The organism is Enterobacter sp. Crenshaw (assembly GCF_024734705.1).
Lineage (GTDB): Bacteria > Pseudomonadota > Gammaproteobacteria > Enterobacterales > Enterobacteriaceae > Enterobacter > Enterobacter asburiae_B.
Map to the genome: position 1 here is coordinate 2,210,580 of NZ_CP102932.1, position 26,754 is coordinate 2,237,333.

Here is a 26,754-nt window from a genome sequence, read left to right on the forward strand (position 1 = left end):
AGGAAAAAGAGCGGCCCGAAAGTCGGGCCGACAACGATCAGAGCTGTTCGGGCTGTGCCTGCAGAGGGGATGTTCGCTTAACGCGGCTGGCGCAGAAAATCGCGATTAGGGAAATGGCTACCGTGACGGCAAGATACCAGGCCACTGGAACCCAGTCGCCGTCATATTTCGCCAGCAGTCCGGTGGCAATCAGCGGCGCGGTACCGCCTGCCAGCGCGGCACCCAGCTGATAACCGAGCGTAATGCCGGTGTAGCGTACGTTTGCACTAAAAATTTCAGAGCACAGCGTGCCGAGTACCGCTGTTACCGGTGCCCACAGCACGCCAAAGGCGATGACCGTCGCGAGCACAATGCCCCAGGTTGTACCGGTATTGAGCAGCATAAACCACGGCACGATAAACAACCCCAGGATGAAGACGCTCGCGGCATACATGCGTTGACGGCCAATTTTATCCGAGAGTAGCCCCATTAATGGGATCATCACCGTGGCCACCAGGGCTCCCAGCGTCACGGCTTCCAGCGCCTGAGACTTTTGATACGTCAGCGTCGTGGTGGCATAGCTCACGACAAACGTCGAGAAGATGTAGAACGGCGCGGTTTCAACCACCTTCAGACCGGCGGCAATCAGCACTTCGCGCCAGTGGTGTTTCAGAGTATCGCGCAGAGGCGCTTTCGCCACCTGGCCCGATTGTTTTACCTTCCTGAAATCAGGCGTCTCGTCGATGTCCTTACGGATCCACAGGCCGAGCAACACCAGAACCGAACTCAGCAGGAACGGGATGCGCCAGCCCCAGGAGAGGAAATCTTCCTCGCTGAACAGGGTCATCAGCGAGACGATGAAGGTCGCCATCAGCATGCCGATGGTTACGCCCGCCTGCGGAATACTGCCGAAGAAGCCTTTACGTTTTTCGGGCGCGTATTCGTAGGCCAGCAGCAGCGCGCCGCCCCATTCACCGCCTATGCCCATCCCCTGAATGATACGCATCAGGATCAGCAGAGCGGGCGCCCACAGGCCAATCATTTCATACGTGGGTAGCAGACCGATCATGACGGTTGCACCTCCCATCAGAGAGAGGGTAAGAACGAGGGTTTTTTTACGTCCGATGCGGTCACCGATATGGGCGAAAAGTACCCCGCCAATGGGGCGAATGAAAAAGGTTAATGAGAAAGAGAGATAAGAGAGAATGAGCCCGATCACCGGGTCGACCATCGGGAAAAAGATCTTATTGAAGACCAGCGCGGCCGCCGTGCCGTAGAGAAAATAGTCAAACCATTCAATGGCGCTCCCGGTAAGGCTGGCGATTAATACCTTCTTATTTTTTCGTAATACCGTCGTCGTACTTTCATGTTCTGTCATGACCTGAAACCCCGCCACGTTGATGGTGTATGAGGTGTCACCTGGCGCGCTTCAGGTGCAACCTGTGATGATGAAAAAGGTTGTGAAATTGTTAAGCAACTTAGGGTTGGATGTTGTATTTGGCAAGCTAACGGGGGATGAAACTGGTCAGATCACGGTGAAATAAGCAGCGTTGGGTGCTTTTGCAGAGGGCATGTGCAACGGGATGTTTTGTATGATGGAAAACCAAAAGCATAATATGCAGGTGCAACCCGATTGTTTTTGGATGTTTCTGGTTATTTCAGAAAAATGACAATTTGGGCGGTAAAACAACGTCTGGTTTCAGAGCCCGCCTCTGCGTTATCGGTAAGAAGCCGCTACCCTGAAGAGACATAAATGAGGAGTTCACCATGGTTCAGCCCCATTTTCCCATCCTGCCGGATGCCACGCTGGCGGCCATCAATACTGTCGGTGAATGGCTGGCGCAGGACGACCTGAGCGACAGCCGCCAGCCCCCGGACGTCGATGCGGTGATCCTGGCAGGAAACGCGGTGATCCCGACCATTGAGGCGGCCTGCCGTATTGCCGCGCAGAGAGACATCCCGCTCCTGATTAGCGGCGGTATTGGTCATTCAACCGCGTTTTTATATTCAGCTATCGGCAGTCATCCGCGTTATCACACCTTGCCCGTCGAAGGGCGGGCGGAAGCGAGCATTCTTGCCGACATTGCGCGGGAGTTCTGGCAGATCCCCGAGACGCGCCTGTGGATTGAGGATCAATCCACCAACTGCGGTGAGAACGCGCTCTTTAGCTGGAACATGCTGAAACAGCATCAGCGCGCAACCGGGCGGGTGCTGGTGGTGCAGGACCCGACGATGCAGCGCCGTACGATGGCAACGTTTGCCCGCGTGTGTCGGGATGAGCCCGTGTCACCGCAGTGGATAAGCCATCCCGGGTTTACGCCAACGCTGCAGAATGGCAAAGAGGGCGCGGAGTTTAGCGCGGGCAATAGCGGACTGTGGCCCGTTGAGCGCTACCTGTCACTGGTCCTGGGGGAACTGCCGCGTTTGTACGATGACGTTAACGGCTATGGTCCGGCCGGGCGGGATTTTATCGCGCACGTTGAATTCCCTGGTGCTGTGATTGCCGCATGGAAACAGCTGCAGCAGGATCCGGTTCTCGCGGATGCGTTGTCCAGGCGCACGATTTAAGGGTGTAATCAGAAGCGATAACAACCGCTTCAGAATAACCTTTGGCTTACAGCAATGTCCTGGTCCGGCTGTATATCGCCGAAGCGTTTCCGTAAGGCCGGGGCGAGGCGCAGGGATGCGCCGAGAGGGCGTGGCCTGAAGGGATGCAGGCTCATGCCCGACCCGATAGGCTGAAGGAATAAGCTGAGGGGACCGCGAAGCGGCGATTTACCGCCGGGAGCCCGGGTTGCCAGGGTGGTGGCGATTGAGCCACCCTGGCACGTTCACCGGTTATGTCGTTAAAGAGTAGCAAGGAACATAAAGTGAACGGAATGACCACCACACCTGTATGTTCCCCTCACCCTAACCCTCTCCCACAGGGAGAGGGGATGCTTCACTGCTCATATTAGCCCTGAATAAAGGCATAGAATTACAGCGCCGCAAACTTATCCAGCGTCCGCACCAGCTGCGTCACGAAACCGTACTCGTTGTCATACCAGGCTACCGCTTTCACCAGCTGCAGCTCTCCCGCTTCTGACACCTCCGTCTGCGTGGCGTCAAACACCGAACCATAATGCGAGCCAATCACATCGGACGACACAATCTCTTCGTCGGTATACCCGAACGATTTATTGCCCTGCGTCGCCTTTTTCAGCGCGGCGTTGATCTCCTCAACGGTCACTTTCTTGCCCAGAATCGCCACCAGCTCGGTTACTGAACCCGTCTTTACCGGCACGCGCTGCGCGTGGCCCTTCAGCTTGCCGCTGAGCGCAGGGATCACCAGACCGATGGCCTTTGCCGCACCGGTGGTGTGGGGAATGATATTCTCTGCCGCCGCCCGCGAGGCGCGAAGGTCTTTCCCGCGCGGGCCATCCACCAGCGCCTGCGTACCGGTATAGGCATGGATGGTGGTCATGGTGCCCACTTTTATTTCAAACGCATCGTTCAGGGCTTTCGCCAGCGGGGCGAGGCAGTTGGTGGTGCAGGATGCGACGGAAATAATGGTGTCACTGGCGTCAATGGTGTCGTCATTCACGCTGTAGACGATGGTTTTCATCTCGCCCGCAGGCGCAGAGATCAGCACTTTCTTCGCGCCGGCGTCCAGGTGCGCCCGTGATTTCTCTTCAGAGGTATAAAAGCCGGTGCACTCCACGACGATATCCACGCCTGCGGCTTTCCACGGAATGTGCTTCGCCTCTTTTTCGGCGTACACCGCAATGGTTTTACCGTCGACAATCAGCGCATCCTCGGTGAAATCGACGCTCCACGGGAAGCCACCGTAGTTGGAATCATGCCTGAGCAGGTAGGCCAGCACTTTCGGTGAGGTGAGGTCGTTGATGGCGACGACGGTATTGCTGTCCTGGGTTTCAAGAAGGCGACGCAGTACAAGGCGCCCAATGCGTCCAAAGCCGTTAATGCCAATTTTACTCATGGTGTTCTCCTGTAAACGTGTCGATGCGACAGTTTGAACTCATCCAGGCTTAGACCATCACGGGCAGGGCGGCAATTGAAGATGCTTCATGCGGGAGGAAGTATTTGAAAAACCATACAGAAAAGTTAATGAATTTTTAAGGAAAGGAGATTATGTTGGCGCGGTAACTGTTTTTAATCGGGAAATCACATGCGCACTAAATATACAAGCCTGCAAATCGGCATCCACTGGCTGGTGTTTCTGTTAATCATCGTCGCCTACTGCGCCATGGAGTTCAAAGGTTTCTTCCCGCGCACCGCGCGTCCAGTAATCAATATGATCCACGTCTCGTGCGGTATCAGTATCCTGGTGCTGATGGTGACGCGTCTGCTGGTTCGCCTGAAATTCCGCGCGCCGCCGATTCAGCCAAAGCCAAAAGCGATGGTGACGGGGATGTCCCATCTGGGGCACCTGGTGGTGTATCTGCTGTTTATTGCGCTGCCGCTGATTGGCATTGTGATGATGTATAACCGTGGCAGCGACTGGTTTGCGTTTGGCCTGGCGATGCCGCATGCGGCGGAGTCCAATTTCGACCTGGTTGATATGTTGAAAGAGTGGCACGAGACGCTGGCGAACCTGGGCTATTTTGTGATTGGCCTGCACGCGGCGGCGGCGCTGATGCATCACTATTTCTGGAAAGATAATACTCTTCTGCGCATGATGCCGAAAAAGCGTTCGTAGTCTTTAACGCTTGCCGGGTGGCGCAGCGCCACCCGGCTTGTTTTTTAACCCAGCAGCGCACGCTCTTCGGCAGTTAACGCCAGCGCCTGCGTTGATCCCGTCTCCGACGACTTCACCGCCGCTTCCAGCACGGCCATGACCGCCAGAGCCTCAACAGGGTGGACAGGGTTGGTGATTTTCCCGAGCAGCGCATCACGTACGTTGACGTAATACTGGCGCTGATCGCCTTTCGGGGTAGGGATCGTCTGCGGTGCGCCGTCGGCCCCAAAGAACACCATGCTGTCGTCGTCTTCGCCCCAGGTTTCACTGCCGGGGATCACCCCTGCGAGCAGCTGCGCTTCCTGCTGGTCGATTCTGGCTTTCACCACGCTGCCCTTGTCCCCGTGGACGGTAAAGCGCGCCGTACCGCCAGCAACCAGCATGCTGGCGTGCAGAATGACCTTATGCTCCGGGTAGTTTAAGACCACGTGCGCCCAGTCGTTAATTTCTGCGCCGTCGCGCAGCGTCGCGATATTCCCCTGAACCGACTTCGGCAGTCCAAAGAGCTGTAGCGTCTGGTCAATCAGGTGAGGGCCCAGATCAAACCACAGACCACTCCCGGGGACGTTCTGCTCGCGCCAGCGCACGCGCACTTCCGGGCGGAAGCGGTCGATGTGCGATTCCAGGTGTTTAACCTTGCCGAGCGTGCCTTGCTCGATAATCTGCTTAATGCCGAGGAAATCGCTGTCCCAGCGGCGGTTGTGGAAGACGGAGAGCAGCAGCTGCTTTTCATCCGCCAGCGCAATCAGGTCGCGGGCTTCCTGCATGTCGAGGGTAAAAGGCTTATCGACGACCACGTGTTTACCCGAGTTCAGGGCCAGCGTCGCCAGCGGGGCGTGCGTGGCGTTGGGGGAGGCAATCACCACCAGATCGATATCAGGATGCTGAATAGCTTCTTCCGGTGTCGCCACTACCTGTACGTCCGGCAGATCGCGTTTAACCTTCTCTTCATCACGAGAAGAGACCACGGCCAGCTTAATCCCGTCCACCGACTGGATCAGCGGGGCATGGAAGGTTTTACCGACAAATCCATACCCGATCAGCGCAATGTTGATTGTTTGAACTTTACTCATGACCTTCTCCACGTTAATTCGCGCACACCGTAACCTGCAGTGCGCTATGGTCCCCAAGCTCAGGCCAGGGACGATCTAAAAAGAGTTGTTGAATGCGGGATAACCCGGACACCAGATACGGCTCGCAGCGGTTAATTTTCAGATGGTCGGCGACAATCCAGTGCGCATGGCTTGCGTCCAGCATCGCGCGTTTCACCTCGGCATCCGCTTCTTTACCGGCGCTCAAACCGAGTTCGGCATGAATGGCGCACGCCCCAAGAATGGCGATATCTGCCCGATAACGGGACAGCAAAGACAGCGTGGCGCTGCCGGCAAACAGTCGCTGCTTGTGGTCCCATTTCCCGCCGAGCAGGATCAGCTCAACGTCTTCCCGGTCGCTAAAATGCTGGGCGATATCCAGCGAGGGGGTAATAACGGTGAGCGGCCCCTGAAGAAAGGTGGCGACGGCCATCACCGTGCTTCCGGCATCCAGAAACAGGGTGGAGCCCGGTGGAACCTGCTGTGCGACCTGTTTACCCAGGCGCTGTTTGGTCTCCGGCAGCAGCGTATTGCGGCCCTGACGGTTCATGGCGGAGAGGTTGAGCGCGATGGCGCCGCCGTGGTTCTTCTGCGCAAGGCCCTGGTTTTCCAGGTCGGTCAGATCCCGACGGATGGTATCCGCCGAAACCTGCAGCTTTTCAGCCAGGTCGGTGATGCTGGCCTGACCTTGCTCGCTGAGGATATCCAGGACGTAGCGTTGACGAGCGGTTTTGTGCATGGGGTACATTCCTGCAAAATGTCGCAATAGTTTGCATAATACAGCATTTTGACGCAGAGAGAAGGGGAATGTCCTCAGGACGATGTGCGGCGGCGTGATAATTCAGATAGGTGATTATTAAAATTTTATTAAGCGGGTATAAGGAAGCCGTTTTGAATGTTAATCACAATGTTATTGTTATGTTTTATTTAACGATTTGGGTTATGTAACCAACGTAACGCCATTGTGTGGTGTTAAATGCTGTTTAATAGAAATTATTCAGGGTTTAATTGCTTTAATTAGTTTTTTAAGAGTTTTTAATTTTAAATATATCCCTTTGGCTACGTAAACTGACACTTCTTTGAAAATCTTTGTGTCTGACTCGCTCTGAAATTAACGCAAAAATGTGCACGGAGGGAATTAAGAATTTTCCTTAGATAACAGAGAGTTTATATGTTTCATCTGAAAGGATACTTTTAGAGTTTTGTCCAGAAACCCCATATTTTTTCTTGCTTGTAACACCACATTAACATTGTGGCTGTAGTGGGGTATAACACATTTTGTTATGCTGCTAACCAGTTTAAGAAATAAGTAAATTCTTAATTGAAATAAGATGCGGGCAGATCTCATCTCCGATGGAAATGGGTATGGGGAGTATTACCTGAAATTCAGCAAGGTAGCTAAATAAGATATTTGTCTAATTATCTGTACCTCTTTTTGGGTATTTGCTTGAGTATCACTCAGAGTCAGGGAGATAACATGACGATATTACGAAAGCCTATGTTACGCCGATTTACAGCAGCACTGGCATTCATTTCATTAGCCATAAATACGGCTTTCGCCAATAGTAATCAGGTGGGTATTGCCCCGGTGGCAACCACAACCTTAAAAGAAAGTATTCTTTTTGCAATCGATCGCGATCCGTCAATTAGCCAGCAGGCCGCGCAATTAGGTATTGGCCAGGCACAAATAGATGAAGCGCGCAGCGGCTGGATGCCGCAAATATCGTTGAACGGAAGTACGGGACACAGCCAGACCACCGATTCCAGCGGGTCGCTGAAGAATTCAGCCGCCTGGGGGCTGAGCCTGACGCAGTTGCTGTACGATTTTGGCAAGACCAATAACAGCATCAGCCAGTCCTCCGCCCAGCGCGATAGCTACCGCTATCAGCTGATGGGCACGCTTTCTGACGTGGCGGAAAAAACGGCGCTGAGCTACGTCGAGGTCAAACGCTATTCCGATCTGCTGCAGGCGGCAATAGATAACGTGCAGGCGCTCAAGAACGTCGAGCAGCTGGCAAAGCTTCGCGCAGACGCGGGCGTGAGTTCGACCTCCGATGAGCTTCAGACCCGCACGCGCATTGCCGGCATGCAGGCGACGGTCGCGCAGTATCGCGCCGCCTTAAACAGCGCGTGCGCCAGGCTTGCGGTATTAACCGGCATGCAGGCAGAGGCCTATTCGCCGGTGCCCGCGAATCTTGCCGTGGAGCCGGACTCGCTCAACCGCATCGATTATTCCCTGATACCGGCGGTGATGGCCGCGCAGAACATGGAACGTTCGGCTCAGTATGGCGTGGAAACGGCGAAGTCCCAGCACTGGCCGACGTTAAGCCTGAAGGGGGGGCGCACCCGTTATGAATCGGACAACCGTTCCTACTGGGACGACCAGATACAGCTCAATATCGACGCGCCGCTGTATCAGGGGGGCGCGGTTTCCGCGCGCGTTCGGCAGGCGGAAGGCGCACGGGCCATGGCCTCCTCTCAGGTCGATCAGACGCGTTTCGATGTTCTGCAAAAAGCCTCCGTCGCGCAGGCTGACTGGACCGGCGCGCGGGGAAGAATGGAGGCGGGGAAGCAGCAGCTGGAAAATGCGCTTCGCGCCCGGGATGTTTATAAAAATGAATACACCCTGAGCAAGCGGAGCATTAACGATCTGCTCAGCGTTGAGCAGGATGTCTGGCAGGCCACCTCAGCGAAAATAATCGCCGAGTATGACGGCTGGAGTTCGGCAATTAATTATGCTTCCGCGGTTGATAATTTAATGCCGCTTATTGGAATAGAGAAAAACGCTGCCGCAAAATTACCTGACTTGAGTTAATAAAAGACGCGCAGTGTTGCGCAAAGTAAGACTGAAAATAATGGGTGTTTTTTCCCAGGGATAGCTACATCCGTCTGGTGGACATATCCACAGGAATCCGTACACCTGCAAGGAGAAGAATATGAGTAACATGAAAGTTGTTGATGTCATCATTCGCAAAACGGCGGAGAAAACGAAATTAACCGGCGAAGGAAATCTGTCGGTCTCTATTTCATCGCCGAGCGTGATTGAAATCCAGGGCTCTGCTCAGGATGTGGCGCGTTATGTCCGCCAGGGGAAAGACCTCCTCATTTATATGAAAGATGGCAGCGTTATTCGCTGCAATAACTATTTTGTCGAAGATCCTGAAACGCATAATCAGTCAGAGCTGGTGTTCAACGACCGTCAGGAACTGACACATATTTCTTTTGCCGATGCCGGGGAAGCGTCAGGCGCTGCGGTGACCGAGTTAACCGCGCAGGCCACACCGATTAGCAGCATTCAACCTTTCCTCGAGCAGGAAAGTGTTTTAAGCGACGCGCCGTGGGGCTGGATTGCGGGGGCTGCGTTAGGCGGTGGTGCCATCGGGGCACTGCTGGCAAACGGCGGTGACGGCGAAACTAAAACAAAAGTCATTGATAATACAAAAGAAGTTGAAAGCGCCACGCCGACCTTCTTGCTGTCGGATAAAGCGGGTGACAAGCAGGGCGTGCTGAGCGCAAACGAGATCACGGACGACAGCAACCCGACCTTTAGCGGTACCGGCCAGCCGGGCGCGACCATCCAGATCAAAGACAGCAGCGGCAGCACCATTGCCAGCGCCATGGTCGGTAAAGACGGCACCTGGACGGTAATATTACCGACCCAGACGGACGGGGAGCACACCTGGTCCGTCGTGCAGATCGACGGCAGTAAAACCACCTCTGCGGGCAGTATCACCGTGACGGTCTCTACCGCCGATGCCGCCATTACGCTGGCCACCACGGCGGGCGATAACGTGCTGAACGCCAGCGAGCAATCCGCGGGCTTTACGCTTTCCGGTACCAGCAAAAACCTGGCGCAGGGTACCGCACTCACCGTGACGCTGAACGGCAAAACCTACGCGGCTGAAGTCGGGGCAGACGGCGCGTGGAGTGTTAACGTGCCTGCGGCGGACGCGCAGGCGCTGGGCGACGGTACCTGGACGGTCAACGTGAGCGGTAAAGACGTGGCGGGTAACACCGTTAGCGGAAGCCAGACGATTGGGGTGGATACCACCGCGCCAACCCTCTCTGTCGATACTCTCGCGCAGGACAACATCATTAATGCGGCTGAGCACAATCAGCCGCTGACCCTGACCGGTAAAACGAATGCGGAAGCCGGTCAGATCGTCACGGTCACCCTGAACGGTAAAAACTATAACGCCACGGTGGGCAGCGACGGCACCTGGTCCGTCACGCTTGATGTGAACGACGTGCAGGCGCTGAGTGAGGGTAATCACACCCTGACGGTTAACGTGAGCGACAAAGCGGGCAACGGTTCGTCCGTGACGGCAGAATTCACGGTGGATACCGCCGCGCCGGTCGTCACCATCCATACCGTGGCGGGCGACGATATCCTCAATATCAGCGAGCAGGGCCAGGCGCACATTATTTCCGGCCTGGCGAGCGGTGCCGCCGCGGGCGATGTGGTCACCGTGACGCTTGGCGGCCAGACCTTCACCGGCGTGGTGCTGGCGGACGGCAGCTGGAGCGTGGGCGTTCCGGCGTCCGTGCTGGGCGCGCTGGGTGAAGGCAACCACACGCTTTCGGTTTCCGTCACTGACGCGGCAGGTAACACCGGCAGCGCCACGCACGGCATTACGCTGAGCGGACACCCGCCGGAATTTACGATTGACGCCATCAGCCAGGATAACGTCCTGAATGCCCAGGAGGCGATGCAGCCGCTGAGCCTGACCGGCACCAGCAACCTGCCGGACGGCACCGCCGTTACCGTGACGCTGAACAACGTCAGCTATCAGGCCACCGTCGAAAACGGTATCTGGGCGGTCCAGGTGCCGGTTTCCGACGTCCTGAATCTGGCGAACACGCTTTATGGCGTCAGCGTCAGCGGGACCGACAGCGTGGGTAACAGCGGTTCTGCCGAGGCTAATCTGCTGGTGGATACCGTCCTTCCGCAGGTCATTATCAATACGTTTGCGGGCGACAACCTGGTCAATAACGCCGAAGCGGGCGCCGATCAAACCCTCAGCGGTCGCGTTACCGGCGCGGCGGCGGGCGATACCGTCTCCATCACCGCAGGCGGCAAGAGCTACACCGCAACGGTTGGCAGCGACCTGACCTGGAGCGTGAAAATCCCGTCAGCGGATCTTCAGGCGTTCGGCGACGGGGATTTAACCTTCACCGCGTCCGTCACCAACGGGCACGGCAATACCGGCACCGGCGAGCGTGATATCAACATCAACGCGGAGCTGCCGGGCCTGCGCGTGAACACCATTTCCGGCGATGACGTGATCAACGCCATCGAACAGCAGCAGGATCTGAGCGTCACCGGCTCCAGCACCCATCTGGCCGCGGGCACGCAGATTGTCGTCACCATCAACAATGTGGAGTACGTCACCGCGGTTAACGCCAGCGGCAGCTGGCAGATCGGCGTTCCGGCGGCGGACCTGCAGGCCTGGACGGCGGGCGGCATGACGGTGAGCGTCAGCGCGGTAGATGCCTGGGGCAATCCCGTTGCGGCTGAACACCCGATTGAACTCGATCTGAACGCCGTGGCGGTCACCATTGATACCGTCTCCGGCGATGACCTGCTGAATGCGGCAGAAAAAGGCAGTGATTTAACTCTTTCCGGCCAGACGCAGGGCGTGGAGGCGGGGCAGACCGTGGTGGTGAAATTCGCCGACCAGACCTTCACCGCGCTGGTGCAGCAGGATGGCTCCTGGAGCCTGACCGTACCCTCCAGCGCCATGGAAACCCTGATCGATGGGCGCGCGCAGGTGAGCGTCAGCGTCACTAACGTCAGCGGCAACAGCGCCGACGCCGCGCGCGTGGTCACGGTGGATACGCAGCCTCCGGCGATTACGCTCGATAACCTGACCGCCGACAACATCATCAATGCCGCTGAAGCGCAGCAGGATTTACTGTTAAGCGGCAGCAGCAGTGCGGAACCGGGCCAGACGGTCACCGTGACGCTGAACGGCAAAACGTATCAGACCACGGTCCAGACGGACGGTACCTGGCAGCTGAGCGTCCCGGCGGCAGACGTCGGTGACCTTAACGACGGCATTGTGACCGTGACGGCCACCGTCAGCGACGTGGCGGGCAACGCCAGCAGCGCCGATCGCGTGGGTCTGGTGGACGCAACCGTACCGCAGGTGACCATCAACGACTTTGTCACCGACACCAACACCGTTAACCAGCTCGCCCATTCACAGGCGCAGATCCTGAGCGGCTCCGTCACCGGTGCGGCAGCGGGCGACCTGGTCACTATCACCATTAACAGCGTTGATTACACCACCGTGGTGGATGCGGCGGGGAACTGGAGCCTTGGCCTGCCGGCGTCCGTCGTGCAGGGGCTGACTGACGGCACCTGGACCATCGACGTCTCCGTGACCGACCGATCCGGCAACACCGGAAGCAGTTCGCTGGATGTGGTGGTGAATACCGTGACGCCTGTCATCGGTATCAACACGCTGGCGGCGGACGACGTGATCAACGCGACCGAGAAGGGCGAAGATCTGCTGCTCTCCGGCACCAGCAACCAGCCGGAAGGCACGACCATTACGGTGACCCTGAACGGCATTCAGTACACCGCCACCGCTGACGCCAGCGGAAACTGGAGCGTGACCGTACCGGCCTCGGCCGTAAGCGCGCTGGGAGAAGCCCATTACACCGTGACGGCGAGCGTCACGGATAGCGCAGGCAACAGCGCCTCAACCTCGCATGACGTGCTGGTGGACAGCTCGCTGCCGGTAGTAACGATCGACACCCTGGCGGGCGACAATATCGTTAACGCAGCGGAAGTGGCGGCAGGGCAAACCCTGACCGGTAAAGTGACGAACGCGGCTTCAGGTGACACTGTCACTATTATCCTTGGCGGCCAGACGTACACGGCTACCGTGCAGGACGATCTGACCTGGAGCCTGCCGTTAAGCGAGAGCCAGTTAACCGCGCTCGGTAACGGCGACCTCACCGTATCCGCCAGCGTGACCAACGCGCACGGCAATACCGGCTCTTCTTCTCACGACTTCACCATCGACGCCCAGCTCCCGGGACTGCGTATTGATACCGTGGCGGGTGACGACGTGATCAACGTGATTGAACACGCTCAGAACCTGATTTTATCCGGTACCAGCACCGATCTGGTGGCGGGCAGCACCGTGACCGTGACCATCAACGGCAAAGATTATTCCGCAACGGTACTGGCGGACGGCACCTGGCAGGCGGCGGTACCGGCGGCCGATGTCTCCCAGTGGGCGGACGGTTCGCTGGATATCAAGGCAAGCGCGCAGGATGCTTCCGGCAACCCGGTGACTATCGGCACCGTTGTGGACGTCGATCTCGCGCCTGTCGCCATCACCATCAGCAGCGTGACCGACGATAACGTGCTCAACGCGGCGGAAAAAGGCCAGGACCTGCTGCTTTCCGGCACGACTTCCAACGTGGAAGCGGGTCAGACCGTAACCATCACCTTTGCGGGTAAAACCTATACCACGACGGTGGATGCTAACGGCAACTGGACCTGGACCGTTCCGGCAGCCGATTTGAGCGGCCTGAAAGACGGTGACGCCAGCGTGCAGGTAACCGTCACCAACGTGAACGGCAACGCGGCGTCTTCGGCGCAGGAATTCAGCGTCGACACTACCGCGCCGACGGTGACCATCAACACCATCAGCCATGACAATATGCTGAACGCGGCAGAGGCGGCGCAGGATCTGACCCTGAGCGGCACCTCTACTGCCGAAGCAGGCCAGACGGTCACCGTGACCTTCAACGGCAATCAGTACACCGCGCAGGTGCAGGCGGACGGCAGCTGGACGCTCGACGTTCCGGCGGCGGATATGGCAGGCATCGCCGACGGCAGCGCGGCGGTGACGGCGACCGTGTCCGACAAAGCAGGCAACCCCGCCAGCGCGGGCTCCGCGGTGCTGGTCGACACCACTGTACCGCAGATTTCGTTCAACATCGTCGCGGGCGACGACGTAGTGAATATTGCCGAGCACGGCCAGGCGCTGATCGTCTCCGGTAAGGTCACGGGCGCGCAGGCGGGTGACGTGATTACCGTGACCCTGAACGGCAAAGACTACACCGCCATGCTGGACGCGTCAGGCAGCTGGAGCGTGGGCGTTCCGGCTGCGGACGTGGGCGCGCTGATTAACGGCGAACAGACCATCTCCGCGACACTTACCGATAAAGCCGGTAACAGCACCACCGCGACGCACGAGTTTGACGTTTCCCTGATCGCGCCGGTGGTTGCCATCAATACCCTGGCGGCTGACGACGTGATCAACGCGACCGAGAAAGGCCAGGATCTGCTGGTGTCCGGCACCAGCAACCAGCCGGACGGAACCACCATTACGGTGACCCTGAACGGTATCAGCTATACGGCCACCACCGACGCCAGCGGGAACTGGAGCATCACCGTTCCGGCGGCAAACGTCTCCGCGCTGGGCGAAGCGAGCTACGTGGTGACGGCGAGCGTAACCGACACAGCGGGCAACAGCGCGAGCACCGGCCACAGCGTGCTGGTTGACAGCGCGCTGCCGCAGGTCACTATCAACCCTGTCGCCACGGACGATGTCATTAACGCAGCGGAAGTGGCTGCCGGGCAGACCCTTAGCGGGAAAGTGAGCGGCGCGGCGAGCGGTGACACTGTCACGATTTCAATCGGCGGCAATACCTGGACCGCGACGGTTCAGGACGATCTGAGCTGGTCGGTCAACGTGCCGTCCACGGTCTTAACCGCCATCGGGAACGGCGATCTGACCGTGTCAGCCAGCGTCACCAACGGCCACGGCAACACCGGCACCGGCGAGCGCGAAATCGTAATAGACGCTAACCTGCCTGGCCTGCGGGTCGACACCGTGGCGGGCGACGATGTCATCAACAGCATTGAGCACGCTCAGAACCTGATTATCACCGGCTCCAGCGAAGGCCTGGCAACGGGCGCGGCGTTAACGGTGACCGTCAACGGCAAAACCTACGCCGCAACCGTGCTTGCAGACGGCACCTGGACGGCGGCCATTCCGGCGGCAGACGTCAGCGCGCTGAATGCGGGCACGATTGCCGTGACCGTGGAAGGCCAGAGCGCGGCGGGCAATCCGGTTTCCATCAGCCACGACGTGAAGGTGGATCTGGCGGCAGTCGCCATCAGCATTAACCCGATTGCCTCGGACGACGTAATCAACGCGGCTGAGAAAGGCGCGGACCTGGTGCTGTCCGGCTCAACCACCAACGTGGAAGAAAACCAGACCGTCACCATTACCTTCGGCGGCAAGTCGTACACCGCGACGGTCGATGCCAGCGGCAACTGGACGGCGACCGTACCGTCCGACGATTTGGGCAGCCTGAAAGACGGCGATGCCAGCGTGCAGGTGAGCGTTACCAACGTGAACGGCAACAGCGCCTCCGCGGGCCGCGAGTACAGCGTGGACGCGACCGCGCCGACGGTATCTATTGAGATCGTCAGCGACAACAACATCATCAACGCCGCCGAAGCGCAGCAGGATCTGGTCGTTAACGGCGTAACCAACGCCGAAGCGGGCCAGACCGTCACCGTGACGCTGAACGGCGTGGACTACACCACCACCGTGCAGGCAAACGGCAGCTGGAGCGTGACCGTGCCGTCCGCGGATCTGAGCGGCATTACCGACGGCAACTACACCATCAGCGCCGCCGTGTCTGATAAGGCGGGCAACCCGGCCTCAGCGGATCGCGACGTGCTGGTCGATACCACCGTTCCGCAGCTGACCATCCACACCGTTTCCGACGACGACGTGATCAACAGCGCCGAGCATGCGCAGGCACTGATTGTCACGGGTTCTGTGACCGGTGCGGCGGCGGGCGATGTGGTCACCGTCACCCTCAACGGCAAATCGTACACCGCCACCCTGGATGCCTCAGGCAACTGGAGCGTGGGCGTGCCTGCGGCGGACGTTACCGCCCTGGCCGCCGGGGATCACACCATCACCGCGGCGCTGACCGATAAAGCGGGCAACAGCAACAGCGCCACGCACGGCGTGGAGGTTAACCTGACCGCGCCGGTGCTGACCATTGACACCGTTTCCGGTGACGATGCGATCAACAACGCCGAGAAAACCCAGGATCTGACGATCTCCGGTACGGCTTCCGGCCTGTCGGCAGGCGCGGTGGTGACCGTGATGCTGAACGGCAAAGCGTACAGCGCGCAGGTGGACGATAACGGAAAATGGACGACCACCGTTCCGGCGAACGAGGTTGGTCAGCTGGGCGAGGCGCTTTATACCGTCACCGCCTCAGCAACGGACAGCGTCGGCAACAATACCAGCACGTCGCACACCGTGAACGTGGAATCCGTTCTGCCGGGCGTGATCGTCAACACCATTGCGGGTGACGACGTCATTAACGCGGCGGAACTGGCAGCCGGGCAGACCATCAGCGGTAAGGTGGTGAATGCCGAAGCGGGCAACACCGTGACCGTGACCATTGGCGGTAACAGCTACACCGCCACGGTGCAGAGCGATCTCACCTGGTCCGTGAACGTGCCGGAATCCGTGCTGACCGCGCTGGGCAACGGTGATTTGACCGTGTCAGCCAGCGTCACGAACGGCGTGGGCAATAGCGGAACGGGCGAGCGCGAAATCGTGATAGACGCTAACCTGCCGGGCCTGCGCGTCGACACCGTGGCGGGTGACGACGTGATCAACAGCATCGAACGTACTCAAAACCTGATTATCACCGGCTCCAGCGACGGGCTGGCGGCTGGCGCGGCGCTGACCGTGACCGTAAACGGCAAAACCTATCCGGCAACCGTGCTGGCGGACGGCACCTGGAGCGCGGCGATCCCGGCGGCGGACGTGGGTGCGCTGGCCGCAGGCACGGTTACCGTGACCGTATCGGGCCAGAGCAGCGCCGGTAACCCGGTCTCCATCAGCCACGATGTGACGGTGGATCTGGCGAGCGTTGCCATTAGCATTGATGCCATCGCCACCGACGACGTGATTAACGCGGCCGAGAAGGGCGCGGATCTGGTGCTCTCCGGCACCACCTCGAACGTGGAAGCAAACCAGACCGTTACCATTACCTTTGGCGGCAAGAGCTACACCGCCACGGTGGACGCCGACGGCAAATGGACAGCTACCGTGCCGTCTGCGGATCTGGCGGGCCTGAAAGACGGCGACGCCAGCGTGCAGGTGAGCGTCACCAACGTTAACGGCAACAGCGCCTCGGCGGGCCGCGAGTACAGCGTGGATGCGACCGCGCCGTCCGTGACCATTAATACCCTGGCGACCGACGATATTCTGAACGCCGCTGAAGCGCAGTCCGATCTGACCGTATCCGGCACCACCACCGCCGAAGCGGGCCAGACCGTGACTGTATCGCTGAACGGCAAAGACTACACCACAACCGTCAGCGCAGACGGCAGCTGGACGCTGAACGTCCCGGCGGCGGATCTGGCATCGCTCGGCGACGGCAGCGTCACCGTGACGGCGAGCGTCAGCGACAAGGCGGGCAACCCGGCGTCGGCGGATCGCAATCTGACGGTGGACGTGACCGTTCCTGCGGTGACCATCAACACCGTGGCGGGCGATGACGTCATTAACCTCGCAGAACACAGCCAGGCGCACATCATCAGCGGCACCGCCACCGGCGCGGCAGCGGGCGATAAGGTCACCGTCACCATCGGCGGCCAGACCTACACCACCGTGCTGGACGCGGCGGGGAACTGGAGCGTGGGCGTACCGGCGAGCGTGATTTCCGGCCTCAGCGACGGCACCGTAACCGTAACGGCGTCAGTCACCGACGCGGCGGGCAACACCGGCACCGGCACGCATAACGTGACCGTCGATACCGGTCTGCCATCGGTGGCCTTCAACGCCATCAGCGATGACAACGTACTGAACGCCGTTGAAAACGGTCAGGATCTGAGCGTCAGCGGCACCAGCGCCAACCTGGCGGAAGGCACCGTAGTGACCGTGACCCTCAACGGCAAAAACTATACGGCCACGACGGCGGCGGACGGCACCTGGAGCCTGACCGTCCCGGCAGCGGATCTGGCCGGTCTCGGCCAGGCCAACTATATCCTGAACGCGACCGCCACCAACGGCGTGGGCAACAGCGTGAGCAACACCGCGAACCTGCTGGTCGATACCGCGCTGCCGACCGTCACCATCAACACCGTGGCGGGCGACAACGTCATCAACGCGGCGGAAGTGGCGGCAGGCCAGACCCTGAGCGGTACCGTGGCGAATGCCGAAGCGGGCAACACGGTAACCGTGACTATCGGCGGCAACAGCTACACCGCAACGGTGCAGAACGACCTCACCTGGTCCGTGAACGTGCCGTCTGACGTGCTGACCGCGCTGGGCAACGGCAGCCTGAGCGTAACGGCGACCGTCACCAACGGCCACGGCAACACCGGCACCGGCGAGCGCGAAATCGCTATCGACGCTAACCTGCCGGGCCTGCGCGTCGACACCGTCGCGGGTGATGACGTGGTCAACACCATCGAACACGCGCAGAACCTGATCGTCACCGGCTCCAGCGACGGGCTGGCGGCAGGCACGGCGCTGACCGTCACCGTCAACGGTAAAGACTATGCGGCCACGGTGCTGGCGGACGGCACCTGGAGCGCGGCGATCCCGTCCACCGACGTGAGCGCGTGGCCGGAAGGCACCGTCAAAATCAGCGTGACCGGCGACAGCTCTGCGGGCAACCCGATCACCATCACTCACGACGTGACGGTAGATCTGGCGACCGTTGCCATCAGCATCAACGCCATCGCCACCGACGACGTGATTAACGCGGCGGAGAAGGGCGCGGATCTGGTGCTGTCCGGTGCGACCACCAACGTGGAAGCCGGGCAGACCGTGACCATCAGCCTGAACGGCAAAATCTACACAACTACCGTGGACGACAGCGGTAACTGGACCTACACCGTACCGTCTGCGGACCTGGTACACCTCAGGGACGGTGACGCCAGCGTGCAGGTGAGCGTCACCAACGTCAACGGCAACAGCGCCTCGGCGGGCCGCGAGTACAGCGTCGATGCGACCGAGCCGTCCGTGACCATTCATACCCTGGCGGCTGACGATATTCTGAATGCCGCAGAAGCGCAGTCCGATCTGACCGTATCCGGCACCACCAGCGCCGAAGCGGGCCAGACCGTGACCGTGACGCTGAATGGCAAAGACTACACCACAACCGCAGGCGCGGACGGCAGCTGGACGCTGAACGTTCCGGCGGCGGATCTGGCATCGCTCGGCGACGGCAGCGTCACCGTGACGGCGAGCGTCAGCGACAAGGCGGGCAACCCGGCGTCGGCGGATCGCAATCTGACGGTGGACGTGACCGTTCCTGCGGTGACCATCAACACCGTGGCGGGCGATGACGTCATTAACCTCGCAGAACACAGCCAGGCGCACATCATCAGCGGCACCGCCACCGGCGCGGCAGCGGGCGATAAGGTCACCGTCACCATCGGCGGGCAGACCTACACCACCGTGCTGGACGCGGCGGGGAACTGGAGCGTGGGCGTACCGGCCAGCGTGATTTCCGGCCTCAGCGACGGCACCGTGACCGTGACTGCGTCAGTCACCGACGCGGCGGGCAACACCGGCACCGGCAGCCATAACGTGACCGTCGATACCGGCCTGCCGTCCGTGGCGTTCAACGCCATCAGCGGCGATAACGTGCTGAACGCGGTGGAGAAAGGTCAGGACCTGAGCGTCAGCGGCACCAGCGCCAACCTGGCGGAAGGCACCGTGGTGACCGTGACCCTCAACGGCAAAAACTACACTGCAACGACGGCGGCGGACGGCACCTGGAGCCTGACCGTTTCGGCAGCGGATCTGGCCGGTCTCGGCCAGGCCAATTACACCCTGAACGCGACCACCACCAACGGCGTGGGCAACAGCGTCAGTAATACGGCGACCCTGCTGGTGGACACCGCGCTGCCGACCGTCACCATCAATACCGTGGCGGGCGATAACGTCATCAACGCGGCGGAAGTGGCCGCGGGTCAGACCATCAGCGGTAAGGTAGCGAACGCGGAAGCGGGCAATACCGTCACCGTCACCATTGGCGGCAACAGCTACACCGCAACGGTGCAGAGCGATCTGACCTGGTCCGTGAACGTGCCGGAATCCGTCCTGACGGCGCTGGGCAACGGTGACCTGACGGTGTCAGCATCCGTCACCAACGGCCACGGCAATACCGGCGTGGGCGAGCGCGAAATCACTATCGACGCCAGCCTGCCGGGACTGCGCATTGATACCGTGGCGGGCGACGATGTGATCAACAGCATCGAGCACGGGCAGAACCTGATCGTTACCGGCTCCAGCGACGGGCTGGCGGCAGGCACCACGCTCACCGTGACCGTCAATGGCAAAACCTATGCGGCCTCCGTGCTGGCAGACGGCACCTGGAGCGCGGCGATCCCGGCGGCGGACGTTAGCGCGCTGAATGCGGGCACGGTCACCGTGACCGTTGCAGGCCAGAGCGCGGCGGGCAACCCGGTGACCATCAGCCATGACGTGACCGTCGATCTGTCAGCGGTGGCTATCAGCATCGATGCGATTGCCACCGACGACGTGATTAACGCGGCGGAGAAAGGCGCGGATCTGGTGCTGTCCGGCAGCACCTCGAACGTGGAGGAAAACCAGACCGTTACCATCACCTTCGGCGGCAAGACGTACACCGCGAAAGTCGATGCCGACGGTAACTGGACGGCCACCGTGCCTTCCGCCGATCTCGCGGGCCTGAAGGACGGTGATGCCAGCGTGCAGGTGAGCGTCACCAGCGCGCACGGCAACAGCGCCTCGGCTGGCCGCGAGTACAGCGTGGACGCCACCGCGCCAACCGTGACCATCGATACGGTCGCAGGCGATAACGTGATTAACGCCAGCGAAGCGGCTGCGGGCGTGGCCATTTCCGGCACCACCACGGCGGAAGTCGGTCAGACGATCACCGTGACGCTGGGCGGTAAGAGCTATACCGCGCAGGTGCAGCAGGGCGGCATCTGGAGCGTGAACGTGCCTGGCTCCGACCTGTCCGCGCTGGCGGATAACGGCTACACCGTGCAGGTCAGCGTGAGCGACGCCGCGGGTAACCCGGGCAGCGCGGGTAAAGCGATTACGCTTGATACCACGCCACCGACCGTCAGCTTTAACGCCGTCGCGGGCGATGACGTCATCAACAGCGTGGAGCACGGGCAGGCGCAGATCGTCAGCGGCACGGCAACCGGCGCGAGCGTCGGCGATAAGCTGGTCATCACCATCGGTTCGAACCAGTACACCACCACCGTTGACGCCAGCGGTAACTGGAGCGTGGGCGTGCCGGCCAGCGTGATTTCCGCGCTGACCGACGGCACCGTGACCCTCAGCGCGACGATTACCGACAGCGCGGGCAACAGCAGCACCCAGACCCACGACGTGGTAGTGAACACGGCCTCCGTGGCGCTGACCATCAATACCCTCAGCGGCGATGACGTCATCAACGCGGCTGAAGCCGGTTCGCCACTGGTGATTAACGGCTCCAGCGCCCAGTTCGCCAGCGGGACGCAGGTCACCGTGACGCTGAACGGCAAGAGCTATACGGCCACCATCCAGAGCGACGGTAGCTGGACGACCACCGTACCTGCCGCCGACGTGGGCGCCCTGGCCGATGGCGCGAGCTACCAGGTGTCCGTCTCGGCGCAGGACAGCGCGGGCAACAGCGCGTCGGCGACCCACGGCATCAGCGTGGAAACCACTGCGCCGGTCGTGAGCATTGCGACGCTGTCGGGTGACGACATGCTGAACGCGCTTGAAGCGCAGCAGCCGCTGACCGTGCACGGCTCTTCAAGCGCGGAAGCGGGCCAGACCGTCACCGTGACGCTGGGCGGCAAAACCTACACTGCCACCGTCGCGAACGACGGGACGTGGACGCTGGATGTTCCTGCAGCCGATTTGGCCGCGCTGAGCCAGGGCGCGCTGACGGTGACCGCCTCGGTCAACGATAAAGCGGGTAATAACGGCCAGACCACGCACACCTTAACGGTCGATACCGTCGCGCCAACCGTGACCATCAGCACCGTGGCCGATGACGATATCGTCAACAACGCGGAGCAGCTGGCGGGCCAGACCATCAGCGGCACCACCACGGCGGAACAGGGCCAGACGGTGACCGTCTCCTTCAACGGGCACAGCTATCAGGCGACCGTCGGGGCGGACGGTTCGTGGTCGGTCTTCGTGCCGGGCCGTGATTTCCTTGGCCTGAGCGACGGGGATTACACCATCACCGCTTCGGTAAGCGACAGGGCGGGCAACCCGGGCAGCGCGACGCACGACGTGACGCTGAACGGCGATGTCCCAACCATCACCATCAACACCTTTGCGCAGGACGATATCGTCAACGCCGCCGAGCACGGCACGCCGCTGGTCGTCAGCGGCACCACCGACGCCCCGGCGGGCCAGACGGTGACCATCACGCTGAACGGTAAAACCTACACGGCGACCGTCCAGAATGACGGCAGCTGGAGCTATACGGTGGGCAGCGCAGACGTGGCCGCGCTGGCGGACGGCGGTTCGTACGTCATTAACGCGCAGGTCAGCAACACCATCGGCAACAGCGGCAGCGATAACCACAGCGTCACCGTGGATCTCACCGCGCCGTCGATGGGCATCAGCATTGATTCGCTGCAAAACGACACCGGCCTGAGCGCGAGTGATTTCATCACCAACGATAGCCAGGTGGTGGTCAACGGCTCGCTGACCGCGCAGCTCGGCAATAACGAGAAGGCGCAGATCAGCCTTGACGGCGGCACCACCTGGATTGACCTGACCGTGACCGGCACCACCTGGCGCTACACCGATGGCCGCACCCTGACGGACGGTACGTATCAGTATCAGGTGCGCGTTATCGATAACGCGGGCAACGTGGGGGCGACGGACAGCCAGGACGTGGTGATCGATCAGACGAAGCCTGCGGCGACGACCATTACTGTGGATTCCATCACCCAGGATACGGGTCTGTCCGGCAGCGACTTTATCACCAGCGACAGCCAGATCAGCCTGAAAGGGACGCTCGGCGCGGCGCTGGGCAGCGGCGACCACGCGCAGATCAGCCTCGACGGCGGCGTTACCTGGACAGACGTCAGCGTCAGCGGCCTGAGCTGGACCTATGTCGATGGCCGCACGCTGGCCGACGGGGATTACAACTACCAGCTGCGCGTGATTGACGACGCGGGCAATATCAGCGCCACCGCCAGCCAGGTGGTGACCATTGATACGGTTGCGCCGGACGCCAGCAAAACCATCGCCATCGACAGCATCAGCGACGATACCGGCCTGAGCAGCAGCGACTTTATCACCAACGATACGTCCCTGACGCTGCACGGCTCGCTCGGCGCGACGCTGGCCGACGGCGAATATGCCCAGATCAGCATCGACGGCGGCATCACCTGGCAGAACGTGATTGTCACCGGCAACAGCTGGTACTACGTCGATAGCCGCACGCTGGGTAACCAGACCTATGACTACTACGTTCGCGTGGTGGATGCGGCGGGCAACGTGGGGGCCAGCGCCCATCAGCAGGTGACCGTCGATACGGTCGCCCCGGATGCGGCGATTACGGTAACCGTGGATAACATTACCGTGGATACCGGCTTCGACAATAACGACTTCCTGACCAGTTCGACCTCGTACACGCTGCACGGAACGCTCGGCGCAGAGCTTGGCGCGGGTGAATTCGTGCAGGTGAGCATGGACGGCGGCAGCACCTGGGTGTACGCCACCGTCAGCGGTACGCAGTGGAGCTACAGCGACACGCGTACCCTGACCGACGGCAGCCATAACTACCAGGTGCGGGTCGTCGACCAGGCGGGGAATGTCGGGGCAACCACCTCGCAGGCGGTGACGGTGGATACGCAGGCGCCGCAGTACGGCGTCACCATCGACAGCATCAGCGAAGATACCGGCCAGTCCGGGAGTGATTTCATCACCATGGACACCACGCTGACCATCAACGGTTCGCTGGGCAGCGCGCTGGCAAACGACGAGCGCGTACAGATCAGCCTGGACGGCGGGAACACCTGGTCAGACGCCACGGTCACCAACCAGCGCTGGAGCTACACCGATACCCGCGATCTGCCTGACGGGGACTACACCTACCAGGTGCGGATTATCGACCAGGCGGGCAACGTTGGCTCTACCGCCTCTCAGGTGGTGACGGTAGACACCACGCCGCCAACCACGGTGGGAACCGTAGCGAGCTATACCGACGGCGAAGGCGAGCGTCAGGGGACCTTTGGCAGCGCGGTGGCAACGGACGATAACTCGCCGCTGATCAACGGTACGCTTAACCGCGCCCCGGACGACGGTGAAATTGTGCAGCTCTACCGTGACGGGGTCCTGCTCGGCCAGGTGACCATGAACGGCAGCGCAAGCTGGTCCTTCCAGGACAACGGCCTGAGCGACGGCAACCACACCTACATTGTGCGCGTCACCGACAGGGCAGGTAACTACACGGAATCCGACGGTTTTGTGCTGAACGTTGATACCAGCATCCCGACCACCACGGCGGCGATTACCGCGCAGACCACGTCGGACACCACGCCGATTGTCAGCGGTACCGTCTCCGCTGACCTGGTGAACGGTGAATACCTGGTGGTAACGGTGAACGGAAAAACCTACACCTCCCAGACCGGCGGCGCAGTGGTGGTCGATCCGGATCATAACACCTGGTATCTGCAGATCCCGGACGGCGATGCGCTGAGCGTGTCGAGCTACAGCGTGACGGCGCAGGTGAAGAGCAGCGCGGGGAACGGTAATACCACCGGTACGGCGACCGGCAGCCTGGTGATTGATACCACCTCGGTGAATACCGACTGGGCAACCACGGCGGGGAACAGCAACAACTCCACCATGACCCTCGGCATGAACAGCAGCGGTCTGTGGAATATCATTGCTAACGGCCAGTCCTACTCCAGCAGCGATAGCTCGACCTATGCCGGAAATGCGCTGACCAATACCCGCGGCTATTACGTGGTGAGCCAGACCGCCGCCGACTTTGACCGTAACGGCACGCAGGATATCTTCGCGACGGAAAATACCTACGCCGGGTCAACGCAGGTGATGTGGACCTACGATGGCAGCACCTATAACGCCAGCCAGCTGGCGATGGGCACCACTATCTGGTACGGCGGCGTGATTGCGTACGATAAAACCGGCGATGGCTATCTGGATCTGGCGTACGGCGATGCCGGCATGGACTCACTGACCTACCTGGTGAACAACAACGGCGTTCTGTCGCCGGACGGCACCGGTGGCGAAGGCGGTTTCTACGGCCAGTTCGATTCCGGGCGTGAAATCTCCGGCGTCGACCTGAACAACGACGGCACGGTGGATATCGTTCAGCACACCAACCGTAGCGGCGCGTACTCGTTAACCGTGATCAACAACAACGGTAACGGCACGCTCTCTATCGGTCAGAACCTGACCAACGTGTTTGTGGCAAACGCCTCGAATACCACCACGGCGGCGTCCATGACGTGGGCGGACTTCAACGGCGATGGCTACATGGATCTGTACCTGGGCAGCAGCTACAACAACAACGGCGGGGTGATCTACTACAACGACGGTACCGGGAAGCTCTCTGCCACCAAGAGCGCGGTGGAAGCCTCTAACGCCACGGCGGGGTATCTGTCGGTGGCGGTGGACTGGAACGGTGACGGGCAGATGGACATCATCAAGCTCAGCACCTACGGCGGTTCGCAGACGGCAACGCTGTTCACCAACAACGGTTACGGTTCCACCTGGACCTCCAGCCAGCTGGCGTCCGGTATTGCCTACGCGACCGGCGTGGCGGCGGTGGACTACAACTGGGACGGCGCGCAGGATCTGCTGGTCTCTCAGCAGAACGGCAAGGTGGTGCTGGTGCAAAACAGCAAAACCATTGCTGACGGCACCGCGATGCACCTGCACATTGTCGACAGCGAGGGCATCAACGCCTACTACGGCAATACGGTCAATCTGTACAACGCCGCGGGCGTGCTGGTGGCCTCGCAGATCATCAACGCCCAGTCCGGTATCGGGTCGAACGATACCTCTGCGCTGGTGAGCTTCTACGGTCTGGATCCGAATGAAACCTATTCGGCCGAGATCCTGAAGATCACCAACGGCGTGTCGGATAACGTCACCTGGAGCGGTCTGGAGGCGGGCAACGGCAAAGAGGGCTACGTCCTGACGGCCGAAGCGGCCACCGGCGGCCACAGCGGGACCATCACCGGGACCGGGTATAACGACACCTTTATCGCAGAGAACGGCACCTATACCTACAACGGCTCCGGCGGCTGGAATACCCATTCCGACTACGACACCTGGAGCAACACCGGCGGGATGGACGTGGTGGATTACCGCAATGCGACCTCCGGCGTGACCGTTGATTTGCGCCTTTCTACAGCGCAGGACACCGGGTTCGGAACGTCACGACTGCTCAACATTGAGGGGATCAACGGCTCGAACTTCGACGACGTCATTACCGGCAACAGCGGTGATAACCGGTTCGAAGGCCGCGGCGGGAACGACACCTTCAACATCGGCAGCGGCGGTCACGATACGTTGCTCTACAAGCTGATCAACGCCTCGGATGCAACGGGCGGTAACGGCCACGACGTGGTGAACGGCTTTACGGTCGGCACCTGGGAAGGGACCGCGGACACGGATCGCATTGATCTGCGCGATCTGCTCTCCGGCAGCGGCTATACCGGCACGGGCTCGGCGAGCTACGTGAACGGCGTCGCCACCCTGGACAGCGGCGCGGGCAATATCAGCGATTACATCCGCGTGGTGCAGAACGGCAGCAATACCGAGATCCAGGTTGACCTGGACGGCACGGGAGGTCAGTTCTCGCCAACCACGCTGGTGACCCTGAACGGCGTGCAGACGGATCTGGCGACGCTGCTGGCGAACCATCAGCTGTTAATTGCGTAAACCA

8 protein-coding genes are annotated in these 26,754 nt (G+C 60.4%); 4 read left to right on the top strand and 4 right to left on the bottom strand.

What is annotated here, in order from left to right; all coding sequences use genetic code 11:
- Positions 1–37 precede the first annotated feature (37 nt).
- Positions 38–1,357 (bottom strand): MFS transporter, encoded by a 1,320-nt coding sequence (locus tag NWV12_RS10675; protein WP_048981126.1) that lies wholly within the window; start codon positions 1,355–1,357, stop codon positions 38–40.
- Positions 1,358–1,746: 389 nt separating this feature from the next.
- On the opposite strand from NWV12_RS10675, the gene NWV12_RS10680 reads away from it, so the two are divergent.
- Entirely contained in the window at positions 1,747–2,547 is an 801-nt protein-coding gene (locus NWV12_RS10680; RefSeq protein WP_048981075.1) for a YdcF family protein, read from the top strand.
- 409 nt (positions 2,548–2,956) lie between these two features.
- Here NWV12_RS10680 and gap read toward each other — a convergent pair whose 3' ends face one another.
- A complete protein-coding gene (gene gap, locus NWV12_RS10685) occupies positions 2,957–3,958 on the bottom strand; it encodes a type I glyceraldehyde-3-phosphate dehydrogenase (RefSeq protein ID WP_029740556.1) in 1,002 nt (333 codons plus the stop codon).
- 189 nt (positions 3,959–4,147) lie between these two features.
- On the opposite strand from gap, the gene cybB reads away from it, so the two are divergent.
- A complete protein-coding gene (cybB, locus tag NWV12_RS10690) occupies positions 4,148–4,678 on the top strand; it encodes a cytochrome b561 (RefSeq protein WP_047061828.1) in 531 nt (176 codons plus the stop codon).
- Between the two features lie 44 nt (positions 4,679–4,722).
- Here the strand turns inward: cybB and NWV12_RS10695 are convergent, their stop codons facing one another.
- Together NWV12_RS10695 and NWV12_RS10700 are read right to left on the bottom strand one after the other, a co-directional pair.
- Positions 4,723–5,790 (bottom strand): oxidoreductase, encoded by a 1,068-nt coding sequence (locus NWV12_RS10695; RefSeq protein ID WP_048981074.1) that lies wholly within the window; start codon positions 5,788–5,790, stop codon positions 4,723–4,725.
- Positions 5,791–5,803: 13 nt separating this feature from the next.
- Entirely contained in the window at positions 5,804–6,547 is a 744-nt protein-coding gene (locus NWV12_RS10700; protein ID WP_048981073.1) for a DeoR/GlpR family DNA-binding transcription regulator, read from the bottom strand.
- A 738-nt stretch (positions 6,548–7,285) separates the two neighbouring features.
- Between NWV12_RS10700 and NWV12_RS10705 the strand changes: the two genes are divergently transcribed.
- Together NWV12_RS10705 and NWV12_RS10710 are read left to right on the top strand one after the other, a co-directional pair.
- The gene (locus NWV12_RS10705; protein ID WP_048981071.1) at positions 7,286–8,623 is read left to right on the top strand and encodes a TolC family outer membrane protein; all 1,338 of its coding nucleotides are present in this window, start codon (positions 7,286–7,288) and stop codon (positions 8,621–8,623) included.
- 121 nt (positions 8,624–8,744) lie between these two features.
- Positions 8,745–26,750 (top strand): Ig-like domain-containing protein, encoded by an 18,006-nt coding sequence (locus NWV12_RS10710; RefSeq protein ID WP_101744550.1) that lies wholly within the window; start codon positions 8,745–8,747, stop codon positions 26,748–26,750.
- Positions 26,751–26,754: the final 4 nt, after the last annotated feature.

What these genes read in the sequence shown, in the direction of transcription:
- NWV12_RS10675 (WP_048981126.1), bottom strand. Translation starts at nt 1,357, where the DNA reads ATGACAGAACATGAAAGTACGACGACGGTATTACGAAAAAATAAGAAG.
- NWV12_RS10680 (WP_048981075.1), top strand. Translation starts at nt 1,747, where the DNA reads ATGGTTCAGCCCCATTTTCCCATCCTGCCGGATGCCACGCTGGCGGCC.
- gap (WP_029740556.1), bottom strand. Translation starts at nt 3,958, where the DNA reads ATGAGTAAAATTGGCATTAACGGCTTTGGACGCATTGGGCGCCTTGTA.
- cybB (WP_047061828.1), top strand. Translation starts at nt 4,148, where the DNA reads ATGCGCACTAAATATACAAGCCTGCAAATCGGCATCCACTGGCTGGTG.
- NWV12_RS10695 (WP_048981074.1), bottom strand. Translation starts at nt 5,790, where the DNA reads ATGAGTAAAGTTCAAACAATCAACATTGCGCTGATCGGGTATGGATTT.
- NWV12_RS10700 (WP_048981073.1), bottom strand. Translation starts at nt 6,547, where the DNA reads ATGCACAAAACCGCTCGTCAACGCTACGTCCTGGATATCCTCAGCGAG.
- NWV12_RS10705 (WP_048981071.1), top strand. Translation starts at nt 7,286, where the DNA reads ATGACGATATTACGAAAGCCTATGTTACGCCGATTTACAGCAGCACTG.
- NWV12_RS10710 (WP_101744550.1), top strand. Translation starts at nt 8,745, where the DNA reads ATGAGTAACATGAAAGTTGTTGATGTCATCATTCGCAAAACGGCGGAG.